This is a genomic window from Chromobacterium sp. LK11 (assembly GCF_001043705.1).
Lineage (GTDB): Bacteria > Pseudomonadota > Gammaproteobacteria > Burkholderiales > Chromobacteriaceae > Chromobacterium > Chromobacterium alkanivorans.
On the sequence record NZ_LDUR01000013.1, the window covers coordinates 84720 to 98276 of the forward strand.

Genomic DNA, 13557 nt, shown 5'->3' on the forward strand with positions numbered 1-13557 from the left:
GCTCAGTCCTCCGGATACGGCGCTTCGAAGTACTGCTGATACAGCGCGTGGATCGATCCGTCGCGCCGCATGCTGGTCAGGGCCTGCTGGAAGGCGTCCACCACCGGTTGCGGCACGCTGCTTTTGCTGAAGATGAAATAAGAGCCTCCGATATTCCACACCGGCGCGAGCGGCACGATCTCCGCTTCCGCCGGCTGGGCCTGCAGCGCCGCGCGCATGGTGACGCTACTGGCCAGCAGCAGGTCCAGCCGTCTGGCCCTCAGTTTTTGGATATTGATGTCCTGCGTCGGCCCGCTGTCCACGCTGACGCTTGGCGGCGGGAATTTCAGCCAGGCGTCGATAATGGCTCCGTAGCTGTCGCCGCGGGTGACGCCGAGCACCAGCTTGCCGTGCTTGTCCAGATCGGCCAGGCGGTGTATCGGCCAGCGCGCGGCGTTGCTGCTAAGGCTCCAGATCCGCACCGTGGAGGGATTGTCGGCCCAGACAAAGTGGGCGAACTGCTCGCGCTCCGGGGTTTTCAGCGCGTTCATCGCCATGTCCACCTGCCCGTTTTTTACGTTGAGCAAGTTGCGCGCCCAAGGCATTTGCAGGTAGTTCAGCTGACAGCCGGCGCGGCGCGCGGCCTCGTTGAGCACGGCGACGGAATAGCCGTCCAGCTGTTGGCGCGCGGACAGATAATGGTAAGGGGGCCTGGTGTCCCAGCCTACGCTCAATTCCCGGCCGCAGGCGCCGACGGCCGGCGGAGACGAGGCCTGGCCCAAGCCGGCGCATAGCGCGGCGGCGCAGAGCAGCCCCTGGACGGCGGCGCAGAGGATTCCAGCTTGCAGGAGGCGCATGGCGAGGCTCCGGTGAGGGATGCTTCACTATAGTTGGACGACGACTGGGGATAACTTGGCGTTCTCGCTCCCGCCTGTGGATAAGCGGCGAGGGCGGGCCGGGAGGCGGCGGGAATGCGAAAAGGGTCAGCTTGCGCTGACCCTTTTCATTTTGGTGGCGAATCAGGGACTCGAACCCCGGACCTGCGGATTATGATTCCGTCGCTCTAACCGACTGAGCTAATTCGCCGTGAAGACTTGTCGAAAACAACTCTTCGCAAACTGTGGTGGCGAATCAGGGACTCGAACCCCGGACCTGCGGATTATGATTCCGTCGCTCTAACCGACTGAGCTAATTCGCCACGTTTTTCGATGCACGAGTGCACCGAGACGCGAAATATACGCAGCCGAAAGCCGGCTGTCAACAAGATTCTCGCGACCGTCGCCTTACAAGGTGTAGCAACGGTCGCCGCGCAGGAAACCGCTCCAGTCTATGCTTACGCCCTTGCCGAAGCCTATGGCCTTGAACAACTCGCCCATTTCCGACGGCGACAGCAGCTTCTGCACCGCGGCGGCCTGCGGCAGATAAGCGGCGGCGTCGGCCGGATCCAGCCGCTCCAGCAATTGGGTGATGCCGGCGTTGATCAGGAATTGAGCCTGGGTGGTGTAGCCGATCAGGTCCAGGCCGGCGTCTAGGCCGGCCTGGGCCACCGCGCTGAAATCGACGTGGCAGGTCAGGTCCATCAGGCCGGGCAGGTAGAAGGGATCGTCCACGGTATGGTGGCGGTAATGGCCTATCAGCGTGCCCATATGGCGCTGCGGGTGGTAGTACTCGGCGGCGGGGAAGCCGTAGTCCAGCAACAGCACGGCGCCGCGATCCAGCTTTTGCGCCAGGGTGTGGAGGAAGCCGATATTGGCCGGGCTGATTTCGGAAACATAGTCGTCGTGCCGCGGCTGGATGGCCTGGGCCTGTTGCAGCAGTTGCGGGTCCTGGATGGGGCGGTCCGCCCAGGCGAAGCGCTCGCCGTCCAGCGCCACGCCGCGTTGCAGCGGCTCCGGGGTCCAGTGGATCAACTCGCAGGGCATGGCGTCCAGCACTTCGTTGCCGATGAGCACGCCGTCCAGCCGCTCCGGCAACTGGCTCAGCCACTGCACGCGATCGGCCAGCTGCGGCAGCGCCTGGCGGATATTGTGTCGCTGACGCTCGATCAGGTCCGGCGACAGGTCGACGATGCAATAGCGCTCCGGCAGCGCGTCCAGCGCTTGCAGTTCGCTGAGAATATCGATGGCGAGCTTGCCGGTGCCGGCGCCGAACTCATAGACCGCATTGGCGGTTTGCGGCAGCAGCTCCGCCAGCTGGCGCGCCAGCGCGCGGCCGAACAGCGCGCTCATTTCCGGCGCGGTGGTGAAATCGCCGGCCGCGCCCAGTTTGCGGCTGCCGGCGGCGTAGTAGCCGAGGCCGGGCGCGTACAGCGCCAGCTCCATGTAGCGGGAGAACGGGATCCAGCCGCCGCATTGGCGGATTTCCGCCTGGATGGCGTGAACGAGGCTTTGGCTGATGGCCAGCGCGTCGGGGCTGGAGGCGGGTAAGGTGGTCATGGCGGTCATCCTGCTACAATGTGCCGCGATTGTGGTGGAAACTGGCGGACAGGAGAAGAGGGTGAAGCGATTTTACCGTTGGATGGCCGGCTGCGCGGGCGGCCTGTTGCTGGGACCGGCGCTGGCGGCGCCGCAATGGACGGTGAGCAAGCCGTTGCCGGACAACCCTTTGCAGGTGGCCAGCCTGGACGGCGAGGCGATGGTGGGGCGCAGCCGCTTCCCTGCGCGGCTGGAGCTGGCCTGCCGCGCCGACAGCCCGCCGTTGCGGCTATCGCTGCATGTGTCGGATCAATTGGGCGGCTGGGACGTGCGCCCGTTCGAGGGGCCGGGCGGTCTGGGCGAGCGACGCAAGCTCAGGCTGGGCATGGCCGGTTTGCGCCGCGGCGCGGACAGCCATTTCGCCGGCTGGTACGAGGAGGGCGACCGCTTCGTGTTCGCCTGGCCGTCGCAGGGCGAGTTCTTCGCTTGGCAGTCCGATACGCACAAGGAGCTGCTGGTGACGATAGACGGCGCCAGCCGCAAGCACGGCAAGCTGACGGCGCGCTTCGCGCTGCCGCCGTCCAGTCAGGCGGCCTTGGCGGTGGCCCGGCCGTGCATGGGCAAGAAATAGGCGTCGCGGCCGGCGTCATCGCGGCGCAACGCATGTGTGGGAGCCTGCGGCGGCGGGCAAGGATTCAGAGGAGCGGGAATGGCGGATAAGGGGACGGCAGGGGAGCAGCGGGTGGCGCTGATCAGCGGCGCGGCGCGGCGCGTGGGCGCGGGCATCGCCCGGCATTTGCACGCGCGCGGCCTGCGGGTGGTGCTGCACTACCGCGGTTCGCGCGGCGAGGCGGAGGCCTTGGCGGCGGAGTTGAACGCGGCGCGGCCGGATTCGGCGCGGCTGCTGCAGGGGGATTTGCTGGACACGGCGGCCTTGCCGGCGCTGGCGGCGCAGGCGGTGGCGGCGTTCGGCCGGCTGGACGGCCTGGTCAACAACGCGTCCAGCTTCTTCCCCACCGAGGTGGGCCGGATCGACGAGGCGGCCTGGCACGATCTGATGGGCAGCAATCTGAAGGCGCCGCTGTTTCTGTCGCAGGCGCTGGCGCCCGAGTTGGCCAAGCGTCGCGGCGCCATCGTCGGCATCGCCGACATCCACGTGGAGCGGCCGATGGCCCGTCACGTGGTCTACAACCTGGCCAAGGCCGGCCACGCTCAACTGATCCGCAGCCTGGCGATCGAGCTGGCGCCGGCGGTGCGGGTCAACGGCGTCTCGCCCGGAGTGAATCTGTGGCCGGAGGACGACGCGTCCTTCGACGCGGCGGAGCGCGCGGCAATAGAGGCCAGCATTCCGCTGCGCCGCACCGGAGTGCCGGAGGACATCGCCCAGGCGGTGGCCTTCCTGCTGCTGGACGCCGGCTACGTCACCGGCCAGATTCTGGCGGTGGACGGCGGCCGCAGCGTGGTGTTGTAGGCGCGGGGCGCGCGGCATTGTTCGCCGGCGTGGATTTCGCCGCGGAAAAAAAGTAAAATCGCCTGTTTTTCAATTTCTTAGCCGTACTCCATGTCCGAAGCAAGCAGCGTCCTCGACGACAAGGCCAAAAAGGCCGTGTTTGAAGGCAATAAACTGGCCAAGCGCCTGCGCCACCATGTGGGTGACGCCATCAATGACTTCAATATGATAGAAGAGGGCGACCGCGTGATGGTCTGCCTGTCCGGCGGCAAGGACAGCTACACCTTGCTGGACATTCTGCGCGGCCTGCAGAAATCCGCGCCTATCGACTTCTCCATCGTGGCGGTCAATCTGGACCAGAAGCAGCCGGGCTTCCCCGAGCACGTGCTGCCGGAATACCTGGACTCCATCGGCGTCGAGTACCGCATCGTCGAAGAAGACACCTATTCCATCGTCAAGCGGTTGGTGCCGGAAGGCAAGACCACGTGCAGCCTGTGTTCGCGGCTGCGCCGCGGCATTCTCTACCGCGTGGCCGACGAGCTGGGCGCGACCAAGATCGCGCTGGGCCATCACCGCGACGACATCCTGCACACCCTGTTCCTGAACATGTTCTACGGCGGCAAGCTGAAGTCCATGCCGCCCAAGCTGGTGTCCGACGACGGCCGCCACATGGTGATCCGCCCGCTGGCCTATTGCCGCGAGAAGGACATCGAGCGCTACGCCGCGCTGCGCGAATTCCCCATCATTCCGTGTAATCTGTGCGGCTCGCAGCCCAATCTGCAGCGCCAGGTGGTCAAGGAAATGGTCAACGACTGGGACCGCCGCTTCCCCGGCCGGCTGGAGAGCATGTTCCGCGCCTTGCAGAACGTGGTGCCGTCCCATCTGGCCGACACCGGCCTGTTCGATTTCGCCGGCCTGAAGACCGGCGACGCGCCGTTCGACGGCGGCGACACCGCTTTCGACAAGGAAGAATTCCGCGATCCGCCGCCGCCGCAGGACGACGAGGCCGAAGCGGCGCCGAAGAAGCGCACCATCAGCATTCTGGATTCCCGTAAACCTTTGTCCGGAGAGCACGACTGTGGCGCGTAGGGCCTTGCATCCGTTCCGCCGCCGCGTGCGCGCCGCGGTGGATGAAATGCCGGAGGTGGAGATTTCGGAGGCCGGCAATATCCGCTCGCTGCATCTGGGTTCGGAAACCATCCAGAGTTCGATGGACCTGGACGATCCGGCCGAGCTGGTGTTGTCGTATAGCCGGGCGATGATGGGTTTTCTGTTGTGGAACGACGAGCCGCAGCACATTTTGCAGATTGGGCTGGGCGGCGGTTCCTTCGCCCGCTTTATCGACGAATACCTGCCGGACGCGGTCAGCGTGGCGGTGGACATCAACCCGCAGGTGATCGCGGTGGCGCGCGCTTTTTTCCAGCTGCCGGAGGAAGGCGATTTTTTCGAGATCATCGAGGCCGACGGCGCCGATTACGTGAAGATCTTCCGCGGCTCCACCGACGCCATCCTGGTGGACGGCTTCGACGGCCTGCAGATTGTCGACGCGCTGACCACCGATGACTTCTTTGAGGACTGCAAGCGCGCCTTGAGTCCCAAGGGCGTGTTCGTCACCAATTGGTGGAGCGGCGACAAGCGTTATCAGAGTTTTGTCGAGCGCTTGTTGAATGTGTTCGAGGGCAGGGTGCTGGAGCTGCCTTCCGCCAGCCACGGCAATGTGGCGGTGATGGCTTTCCGTCAGAGCCCGACGCTGACCCAATGGGATGCCTTGAAGGAGCGGGCGGACCGGATGGAGTGCCGTTTTGGCTTGGAGTTCGGCGAGTTTGTCAATCGCCTGAAGTTGACCAATCAGCACACGGCGGGGCATTTACTGGTCTGAAGCGGCGCGTCGGCGTACATTTGCTTACCCAATGACGCGCGGCAAGAGGCGTATAATGCCGGCATTACGGCCGCGCCGGCTTGAGGCGGGTGGCGAGCTGCGCGAAACGAGTTCGAATACAGAGAGCTCTGAGGCAGATCAGTACGAGCGGCAACGGAAGGCGGCAAGCTGGCTTGCCGTTGAATGAACTTTATGGCGGTGGATCGGACAGTTTAGGGCAGGCGCGGCGCGGGCGGTTTCGCTTCCGCGCCGTTTGCCGTGAATGTTCGGTCCGCCGCTATCGTATTTACATACTGTTGGGACTTACACCGTGATCAAGCAGCAACTGCTCAATCGGATTGCAGACAAATCCGCCGTCATCGGCATCGTGGGCCTGGGCTATGTCGGCCTGCCGCTGATGCTGCGCTTCGCCGAAGTCGGCTACAAAGTGCTGGGCTTCGACATCGACCAGTCCAAAGTGGACGCCTTGATGGCCGGTCAAAGCTATATCGAGCATATTTCCGCCGACAGCATCGCCACCGCGCTGAGCCGCGGCTTCGAGGCCACCACCGACTTCAGCCGCGTGCCGGAAGCCGACACCCTGATCCTGTGCGTGCCGACGCCGCTGAACAAATACCGCGAGCCGGACCTCAGCTTCGTGCTGGACACCATGGACAGCCTGGTGCCCCATCTGCGCGAAGGCCAGCTGGTGTCGCTGGAGTCCACCACCTATCCGGGCACCACCGACGAAGAACTGCTGCCGCGGATGGAGTCGCGCGGCCTGAAAGTGGGCGAAAACGCCTTCCTGGTGTTCTCGCCGGAGCGCGAAGACCCGGGCAATCCGAACTTCACCACCCGCACCATTCCCAAGGTGTGCGGCGGCGTGACCCCGGCCTGCCAGGAAATCGGCGTGGCGCTGTACGGCGCGGTGATCGACAAGGTGGTGCCGGTGTCCTCCACCCGCGCCGCGGAGATGACCAAGCTCTTGGAAAACATCCACCGCGCGGTGAATATCGGCCTGGTCAACGAGATGAAGATCGTCGCCGACAAGATGGGCATCGACATCCACGAAGTGATCCGCGCCGCGGCCACCAAGCCGTTCGGCTTCGTGCCCTACTATCCGGGCCCGGGCCTGGGCGGCCACTGCATTCCGATCGACCCGTTCTACCTGACCTGGAAAGCGCGCGAATACGGCGTCAACACCCGTTTCATCGAGCTGGCCGGCGAAGTGAACAGCAATATGCCGGACTACGTGGTGTCCAAAGTGGCCGCCGCGCTGAACCTGCGCAAGAAGGCGATCAACGGCAGCCGCGTGCTGGTGCTGGGCATCGCCTACAAGAAGAACGTCGATGACATGCGTGAAAGCCCGTCGGTGTTCCTGATGGAGAAACTGCGCGATCTGGGCGCGGAAGTGGCCTACAGCGACCCGCACGTGCCGGTGTTCCCCAAGATGCGCGAGCATCATTTCGAGCTGTCCAGCGTGGCTTTGAGCGCTGAGAACCTGGCTGGCTACGATTGCGTGCTGCTGGCCACCGACCACGACAAGTTCGACTACGCGCAGATCAAGGCGCACGCGCAACTGGTGGTGGACAGCCGCGGCAAGTATCTGGAGCCGGCGGACCATATCGTCAAGGCCTGATTGTTTTTAGCCATGGAAGCACACGGAAAGACGCGGACAAAGCTGGAGCCTGCAGATCACGATGACTTGAGGGCTTGGATATTTGGAGGTTTCCGTGTTGTTCCGTGTGCTTCCGTGGCTCACTGAATTTAGGGTTTAAACTCATGCAAACTCTGCACCTTCCCCCGATTACCGACCGCAAGATCCGCTTCGCGCTGGTGGGCTGCGGCCGCATCGCCCAGAACCACTTCGGCGCGCTGGAGCAGCACGCCGACCGCGCCGAGCTGGTCGACGTCTGCGACATCGACCCGGCCGCCTTGAAGGCGGCGGTGGCGCGCACCGGCGCGCGCGGCCACGCCAGTCTGGCCGACATGCTGGCCAAGTCCGACGCCGACATCGTGATCCTGACCTCTCCGTCCGGTCTGCACCCGAGCCAAAGCATCGCCTGCTCGGAAGCCGGCTTCCACGTGATGACGGAAAAGCCGATGGCCACCCGCTGGGAGGACGGCCTGGAAATGGTCAAGGCCGCCGACCGCGCCAACAAGCACCTGTTCGTGGTCAAGCAAAACCGCCGCAATGCCACCTTGCAGCTCTTGAAGCGGGCGATGCAGGAGAAGCGTTTCGGCCGCGTCTACATGGTCAACGTCAATGTGTTCTGGACCCGGCCGCAGGAGTATTACGACGCGGCCGGCTGGCGCGGCACCTGGGAGTTCGACGGCGGCGCTTTCATGAACCAGGCCAGCCACTACGTGGACCTGCTGGACTGGCTGATCGGCCCGGTGGAAAGCGTGCAGGCCTATACCGCGACGCTGGCGCGCAATATCGAGGTGGAAGACACCGGCACCGTCAGCGTCAAATGGCGCAGCGGCGCGCTGGGCAGCATGAACGTGACCATGCTGACCTATCCGAAGAACCTGGAGGGCAGCATCACCATCCTGGGCGAGAAGGGCTCGGTGCGCGTGGGCGGCATGGCGGTCAACGAAATCCAGCACTGGGAGTTTGCCGAGCCGCACGCGATGGATGAGGACATCAAGCAGGCCAGCTACGCCACCACCAGCGTCTACGGCTTCGGCCATCCGTTGTACTACGACAATGTGATCAAGACCATGCGCGGAGAAGCCGAGCCGGAGACCGACGGCCGCGAGGGGCTGAAGTCGCTGGAACTGTTGATCGCGATGTATCTGTCGGCGCGCGACGGCCGCCGCGTCAGCCTGCCTTTGGACTATTGAGGCCAAGGCATGATGCGAAAGATTCTGGACGGCGTCTTGTGGGGCCTGGGTTTCTGGCTGGTCGGCGGCGGCTTGATGCTGATGTTTTCGGCATTCAACAGCTATCAGCAGGCAGGACGCGAGTCTGCCGCCCGCGCGGCCCAATCCGGCAGCGTGGAAGATCAATGGTCGCGTAGCGAGAAATTATTGGCTCGCCAGGAGCAGTCCATGGTGCGCTCCGAGCAACAATTAACCCGCCTGGATAAGATTTTGGATAAATGGGAGCGGCAGAAATGAGCCAGGTTCACATCCACCCCACCGCCATCGTCGACGACGGCGCGCAGATCGGCGAGAACACCCGCGTCTGGCACTGGGTCCATATTTGCGGCGGCGCGCAGATCGGCGCCGGCTGTTCCTTCGGCCAGAACGTGTTCGTCGGCAACGACGTGCTGATCGGCGACAACGTCAAGGTGCAGAACAATGTGTCCATCTACGACGCGGTGACGCTGGAGGACGACGTGTTCTGCGGCCCGTCCATGGTGTTCACCAACGTCAACAATCCGCGCAGCCATGTGGCGCGCAAGCATGAATACCGCCGCACCCTGGTGAAACGGGGCGCGTCCATCGGCGCCAACGCCACCGTGGTGTGCGGCCACACCATAGGCGAGTACGCCTTCATCGGCGCCGGCGCGGTGGTGACCCGCGACGTGCCGGCCTACGCGCTGATGGTGGGCACGCCGGCCAAGCGCATAGGCTGGATGTGTTCCTGCGGCGAGCGGCTGGCCAACGACATCGGCACCCACAGCTGCCCGTCCTGCGGCAAGCATTACGAGGTGGGCGGCAATCACTGCTCGCCGCTCAAGAACGACTGAGCGGCATTCCTGATGCGGCCTTGCGCCGGCTTGCCTCAGGGCGCTTCTCCGTTGTTCTGCGTGTCGCGCTCTGTGCGATATCTTTCAAAAATTGATTTGGGGTTGATCCTCTTATGTCCATCCAGTTCATTGATCTGAAAGCGCAGTACCAGCATCTGAAAGCCGACATCGACGCCCGCATCCACGCGGTGCTGGACCATGGCCAGTACATCATGGGGCCGGAAGTCAAGGAAGTGGAGCAGGGGTTGGCGGAGTACACCGGCGCCAAGCACGCCATCGGCGTTTGCGACGGGACTAAGGCGCTGCTGATCGCGATGATGGCTTTGGACATCGGCCCCGGCGACGAGGTGATCACCACCCCGTTCACCTTTATCGCCACCGGCGAGATGATCGCGCTGCTGGGCGCCAAGCCGGTCTTCGTCGACATCGACCCGGTCAGCTACAACCTGGATCCGGCGCTGTTGGAAGCGGCGATCACGCCGCGCACCCGCGCCATCATGCCGGTGAGCCTGTACGGCCAGTGCGCAGACTTCGACGCCATCAACGCCATCGCCGCCAAGCACGGCATCGCGGTGATCGAGGACGGCGCGCAGAGCTTCGGCGCCGGCCAGCGCGGCAAGAAGTCCGGCAATCTGTCCACCATAGGCTGCACCAGCTTCTTCCCCAGCAAGCCCTTGGGCTGCTACGGCGACGGCGGCGCCTGCTTCACCAGCGACGACGCGCTGGCCAAGAAAATGCGCGAGATTCGCGTGCACGGCCAGGACCGCCGCTATCATCACCCCATCATCGGTCTGAACGGCCGGCTGGACACCATACAGGCGGCGGTGCTGCTGGCCAAGCTGCCGAGCTTCGCCGACGAAGTGGCGGCGCGCGAGCGCATCGGCGCGCGCTACAGCGCGCTGCTGCGCGAGGTGGCGCGGGTGCCGGTGATCGCCGAGGGCAACAGTCATGTCTACGCGCAGTACACCATTGAGGTGGACGATCGCGAGGCGGTGCAGGCCAAGCTGAAGGAGTTGGGCGTGCCCACCGCCGTGCATTACCCGATTCCGCTGCATCTGCAGCCGGCCTTCGCCCACCTGAACCTGCCCGAAGGCAGCTTCCCGCTGTCGGAGGCCGCCGGCCGCCGCGTGATGAGCCTGCCTATGCACCCCTTCCTGGACGAGGCGACGCAAGACGCCGTCGTCGCCGCGGTCAAGCTGGCGCTGGCCTGAGCGCATGGGCTTGTTGCTGTCCCGCCTGCCCAAGAGCGGCTTCATCCGCCACATCATCACCCTGATCACCGGGGCGGCGGTGGCGCAGGTGATTCCGCTGCTGGTGTCGCCGTTGATCACCCGCCTGTACAACCCGCACGAGGTGGGGGTGCAGGCGGTCTACGTCTCCTGGCTGTCCACGCTGGCGGTGCTGGCCACCGCCCGTTACGAGATGGCCATCGTGCTGCCGGCCGAGGAGAAGCGGGCCGGCAATCTGATGGGTCTGTCCATCGCCTGCGCGCTGGCCTTGTCCCTGCTGGTGGCCGTGGTGGTGGCCTTTGACGGCCACGCCCATATCGCCCGCCATCTGGGCGCGCCGGAACTGGAGCCCTGGCTGCTGCTGCTGCCCTTGTCCGTCGCGCTGGCGGGCTTGATGCAGGCCTGGACCAACTGGAACAACCGTCACCGCCGCTACCAGGCCAACGCCAACGGCCGCATGCTGCAGTCGCTGAGCATGGCCGCCACCCAGGTGGGGCTCGGCTGGGCCGGCGCCGGCGCGGCCGGCCTGATCCTGGGCCAACTGGCCGGTCAGCTCGGCTCCCTGCTGGCGCAGACCTGGCAGGACCTCAAGGCCCGCTTCGCCTGGCGCCATGAACTCAGCCGCGCCGGCATGCGCGAGGTGGCGCGCGCCTATATCGAGTTTCCCAAGATCAATGCGCCGCACGCCTTGAGCACCGCCTTGCTGGATTCTGCGACGCTGGTGGCGCTGACCATGCTGGCCGGCACCGCCTCGGTGGGCTTTTACGGCCTGATGATGCGGGTGCTGAAGCTGCCGGCGGCCCTGATCGGCCAGGCGGTGGCGCAGGTGGCCTACCGCGAGTTGGCCGACGCCCGCAATCAGCACCAGCCGCTGCGTCCCATTCTGCGCAAGATGATGCTGACGCTGGGCGGCATGGCCTTGCTGCCCTTCCTGGTGATACAACTGGCCGGGGAACCCTTGTTCTCGCTGGTGTTCGGACAGAACTGGGCCACCGCCGGCCGCTATGCGGAGGCGATGTCGCTCTACATTCTGTTCCACTTCGTCGCCTCGCCGCTGGGCATGGTGCCGCCGGTGATCAATCGCCAGCGCCAGGCCTTCCTGTGGTCCCTGCTGCAGGCCCTGTTGTTCCTGGGCACGATGTGGGCGGGTTTCTCGCTGTGGAACGACGCGGTGGCCACCTTCCAGCTGGTGTCGGTGGTGATGGCCGCTTACTTCCTGGCTTATTTTGCATGGCTTTACAAGGCAGCCCGATGAATTGGCACGCTCTATTCAGCCGCATCCGCTTCCGCCTGTCGGCGTGGGTGCAGCCCAGAATGGTGTATGGATTCACCCGCGGCGACGGGGTGTTCCTCAAACGCACCCGGGTATCCAACATGACCCGCATCGAACATGTCGGCAAGCTGATGGTGGACGACAACGTCTACATCGGCCATTTCAATCTGATAGACGCCTCCGGCGGTCTTTACATCGGCGAAGGCTGTCAGATCACCAACTATGTTTCGCTGCTGACCCACTCCAGCCATGTGGCCATCCGCTTGTACGGCGACCGCTACCTAGAGAGCAACAACCACGTCGGCTATCTGAAAAAGCCCACCAAGCTGGGCCCGTACAGCTTCGTCGGCCCGCACTCGGTGCTGATGCCGGGCGTGGAGCTGGGCAAGGGCAGCATGGTGTCGGCCTACAGCTATGTGCCGGCCGGCGCTTACCCCGATTTCGCCATCCTGTCCGGCAACCCGGCCAGGGTGGTGGGCGACACCCGCGAGCTGGACGCCAAGTGGCTGGACGAGCACCCGGAGCTGCTGCCCCTGTACGAGGCCTGGGCGCATGACTGAGCCTGTCAGCGACAAGATCGCCAGCGTCGCGGTGATCGGCTCCGCCTCGGTGCATACCTGGCGCTTCCTGCGCGGCATCGCGCCGCATGTGGAGCGCGTGTTCCTGGCCTGCAACGGCGAGGTTCCGGCGGATGTGGCGCCTTTGCTGGCCGGTAGCCTGCGCGTGGACTTCCGCCTGGCGGCCTTGGGCACGGTGGCGCGCCTGCGCGCCTGGCTGCGCGAGACGCGGCCGCAGCTGCTGCACATCCATCAGGCCAACAGCGTGGCCTGGCACGGCAGCCGCGCGGCCGCCAGCCTGGACTTGCCGATGGCGCTGACCGCCTGGGGCTCCGATGTGCTGCTGCTGCCTGACCGCAATCCGCTGATGCGGGCGATGGTGCGAGCCAATCTGGCCGCCGCCGACGCGATCACCTCGGACTCCCTGCACATGGCGGCGAAAATCCGCGAGCTGGCCGGCGAGGGTTGCCGCATCCGCCTGCTCAATTACGGCATGGACGCCATGCCGGCGCCGGCGGCCAGCGCGAGCAAGGGCAAGACGGTGCTGTCCTGCCGGCTGCACAAGCCGCTGTACCGCGTTGACGCCATCCTGCGCGCCTGGCAGCGGGTGGAGCGCAGCGGCCGCTTCGACGATTGGCGGCTGACCGTGGCCGCCAGCGGCAGCGAGACCGAGGCGCTGCGGCGGTTGGCCGCGGAACTGGGCCTGAGCCGCGCCGATTTCGCCGGCTTCGTCGATAGCGCGACCTTGGGGCGGATGTACGCCGAATCCCGGGTTTTCGTCAGCGTGCCGCGCTCGGATGCCACCAGCGTCAGCCTGCTGGAGGCGATGGGTCATGGCTGCTTGCCCATATTGTCCAATTTGCCGGCCAACGGTGAATGGGTGATAGACGGCCTCAACGGCGCGATCGCCGAGGATGTCGGACGTTTGGACGAGGCCTTGCTGCGCGCGATGGAGTGGGCCGGCGAGGACGCGAGGCTGGACGAGGTCGCCGCGCTCAACCGCCGGCTGGTGGCGGACAAGGGACTGCATCAGCCGAATATGGCCGGTTTCGCTCGGCTGTATCGGGAACTGCTGGGTTCCGACAACTAAGAATTTCGC

The 13557-nt window shown here is 65.1% G+C and carries 14 protein-coding genes and 2 tRNA genes; 12 read left to right on the top strand and 4 right to left on the bottom strand.

Annotation, left to right across the window (positions count from 1 at the left end; all coding sequences use genetic code 11):
* Positions 1-2: 2 nt before the first annotated feature.
* The 4 genes from VK98_RS22730 to VK98_RS09255 all read right to left on the bottom strand — a co-directional run bounded on the left by VK98_RS22730 (position 3) and on the right by VK98_RS09255 (position 2414).
* Positions 3-836, bottom strand: coding sequence for an ABC transporter substrate-binding protein (locus tag VK98_RS22730; RefSeq protein ID WP_053077303.1), 834 nt, complete (start codon positions 834-836; stop codon positions 3-5).
* 152 nt (positions 837-988) lie between these two features.
* Positions 989-1065: transfer RNA gene (locus tag VK98_RS09245), tRNA-Met, on the bottom strand.
* 35 nt (positions 1066-1100) lie between these two features.
* Positions 1101-1177 (bottom strand) — tRNA-Met (locus VK98_RS09250).
* 85 nt (positions 1178-1262) lie between these two features.
* A complete protein-coding gene (locus VK98_RS09255) occupies positions 1263-2414 on the bottom strand; it encodes a class I SAM-dependent methyltransferase (protein ID WP_048413794.1) in 1152 nt (383 codons plus the stop codon).
* Positions 2415-2475: 61 nt separating this feature from the next.
* Here VK98_RS09255 and VK98_RS09260 point away from each other — a divergent pair, with 61 nt between their 5' ends.
* The 12 genes from VK98_RS09260 (at position 2476) to VK98_RS09315 (ending at position 13548) form a co-directional block, all read left to right on the top strand.
* Positions 2476-3024 carry a hypothetical protein gene (locus tag VK98_RS09260; RefSeq protein ID WP_156187803.1) on the top strand — a complete coding sequence of 183 codons (549 nt, stop codon included), beginning with the start codon at positions 2476-2478 and terminating at the stop codon, positions 3022-3024.
* A gap of 78 nt (positions 3025-3102) precedes the next feature.
* A complete protein-coding gene (locus VK98_RS09265) occupies positions 3103-3864 on the top strand; it encodes a pteridine reductase (protein WP_048413757.1) in 762 nt (253 codons plus the stop codon).
* A 90-nt stretch (positions 3865-3954) separates the two neighbouring features.
* Positions 3955-4932 carry a tRNA 2-thiocytidine(32) synthetase TtcA gene (gene ttcA, locus VK98_RS09270; protein WP_048413758.1) on the top strand — a complete coding sequence of 326 codons (978 nt, stop codon included), beginning with the start codon at positions 3955-3957 and terminating at the stop codon, positions 4930-4932.
* Positions 4922-5722: a polyamine aminopropyltransferase gene (locus tag VK98_RS09275; RefSeq protein WP_082158855.1), complete on the top strand. Its 801-nt coding sequence runs from the start codon at positions 4922-4924 to the stop codon at positions 5720-5722. Before ttcA ends, VK98_RS09275 begins: the two co-directional genes overlap by 11 nt.
* Before the next feature lie 313 nt (positions 5723-6035).
* Complete coding sequence (locus VK98_RS09280; protein WP_048413796.1) at positions 6036-7340, top strand: nucleotide sugar dehydrogenase; 1305 nt, start codon at positions 6036-6038, stop codon at positions 7338-7340.
* Positions 7341-7483: 143 nt separating this feature from the next.
* Entirely contained in the window at positions 7484-8548 is a 1065-nt protein-coding gene (locus tag VK98_RS09285; protein WP_048413759.1) for a Gfo/Idh/MocA family protein, read from the top strand.
* 9 nt (positions 8549-8557) lie between these two features.
* A complete protein-coding gene (locus tag VK98_RS09290; RefSeq protein ID WP_048413760.1) occupies positions 8558-8824 on the top strand; it encodes a hypothetical protein in 267 nt (88 codons plus the stop codon).
* On the top strand, positions 8821-9399 hold the full coding sequence (locus VK98_RS09295; RefSeq protein WP_048413761.1) for an acyltransferase: 579 nt from the start codon (positions 8821-8823) through the stop codon (positions 9397-9399). The genes VK98_RS09290 and VK98_RS09295 overlap by 4 nt, the downstream gene beginning before the upstream one ends.
* A gap of 113 nt (positions 9400-9512) precedes the next feature.
* Positions 9513-10610 carry a DegT/DnrJ/EryC1/StrS aminotransferase family protein gene (locus VK98_RS09300; protein WP_048413762.1) on the top strand — a complete coding sequence of 366 codons (1098 nt, stop codon included), beginning with the start codon at positions 9513-9515 and terminating at the stop codon, positions 10608-10610.
* 4 nt (positions 10611-10614) lie between these two features.
* Positions 10615-11883 carry a lipopolysaccharide biosynthesis protein gene (locus VK98_RS09305; RefSeq protein WP_048413763.1) on the top strand — a complete coding sequence of 423 codons (1269 nt, stop codon included), beginning with the start codon at positions 10615-10617 and terminating at the stop codon, positions 11881-11883.
* Entirely contained in the window at positions 11880-12461 is a 582-nt protein-coding gene (locus VK98_RS09310) for an acyltransferase (protein WP_048413764.1), read from the top strand. The genes VK98_RS09305 and VK98_RS09310 overlap by 4 nt, the downstream gene beginning before the upstream one ends.
* The gene (locus VK98_RS09315) at positions 12454-13548 is read left to right on the top strand and encodes a glycosyltransferase family 4 protein (RefSeq protein WP_048413765.1); all 1095 of its coding nucleotides are present in this window, start codon (positions 12454-12456) and stop codon (positions 13546-13548) included. Before VK98_RS09310 ends, VK98_RS09315 begins: the two co-directional genes overlap by 8 nt.
* Positions 13549-13557: the final 9 nt, after the last annotated feature.

Bases quoted from the DNA above. Each gene is read 5' to 3' on its own strand.
- VK98_RS22730 (WP_053077303.1), bottom strand. From the start codon at position 836: ATGCGCCTCCTGCAAGCTGGAATCCTCTGCGCCGCCGTCCAGGGGCTG.
- VK98_RS09255 (WP_048413794.1), bottom strand. From the start codon at position 2,414: ATGACCACCTTACCCGCCTCCAGCCCCGACGCGCTGGCCATCAGCCAA.
- VK98_RS09265 (WP_048413757.1), top strand. From the start codon at position 3,103: ATGGCGGATAAGGGGACGGCAGGGGAGCAGCGGGTGGCGCTGATCAGC.
- ttcA (WP_048413758.1), top strand. From the start codon at position 3,955: ATGTCCGAAGCAAGCAGCGTCCTCGACGACAAGGCCAAAAAGGCCGTG.
- VK98_RS09285 (WP_048413759.1), top strand. From the start codon at position 7,484: ATGCAAACTCTGCACCTTCCCCCGATTACCGACCGCAAGATCCGCTTC.
- VK98_RS09290 (WP_048413760.1), top strand. From the start codon at position 8,558: ATGATGCGAAAGATTCTGGACGGCGTCTTGTGGGGCCTGGGTTTCTGG.
- VK98_RS09295 (WP_048413761.1), top strand. From the start codon at position 8,821: ATGAGCCAGGTTCACATCCACCCCACCGCCATCGTCGACGACGGCGCG.
- VK98_RS09300 (WP_048413762.1), top strand. From the start codon at position 9,513: ATGTCCATCCAGTTCATTGATCTGAAAGCGCAGTACCAGCATCTGAAA.
- VK98_RS09305 (WP_048413763.1), top strand. From the start codon at position 10,615: ATGGGCTTGTTGCTGTCCCGCCTGCCCAAGAGCGGCTTCATCCGCCAC.
- VK98_RS09310 (WP_048413764.1), top strand. From the start codon at position 11,880: ATGAATTGGCACGCTCTATTCAGCCGCATCCGCTTCCGCCTGTCGGCG.
- VK98_RS09315 (WP_048413765.1), top strand. From the start codon at position 12,454: ATGACTGAGCCTGTCAGCGACAAGATCGCCAGCGTCGCGGTGATCGGC.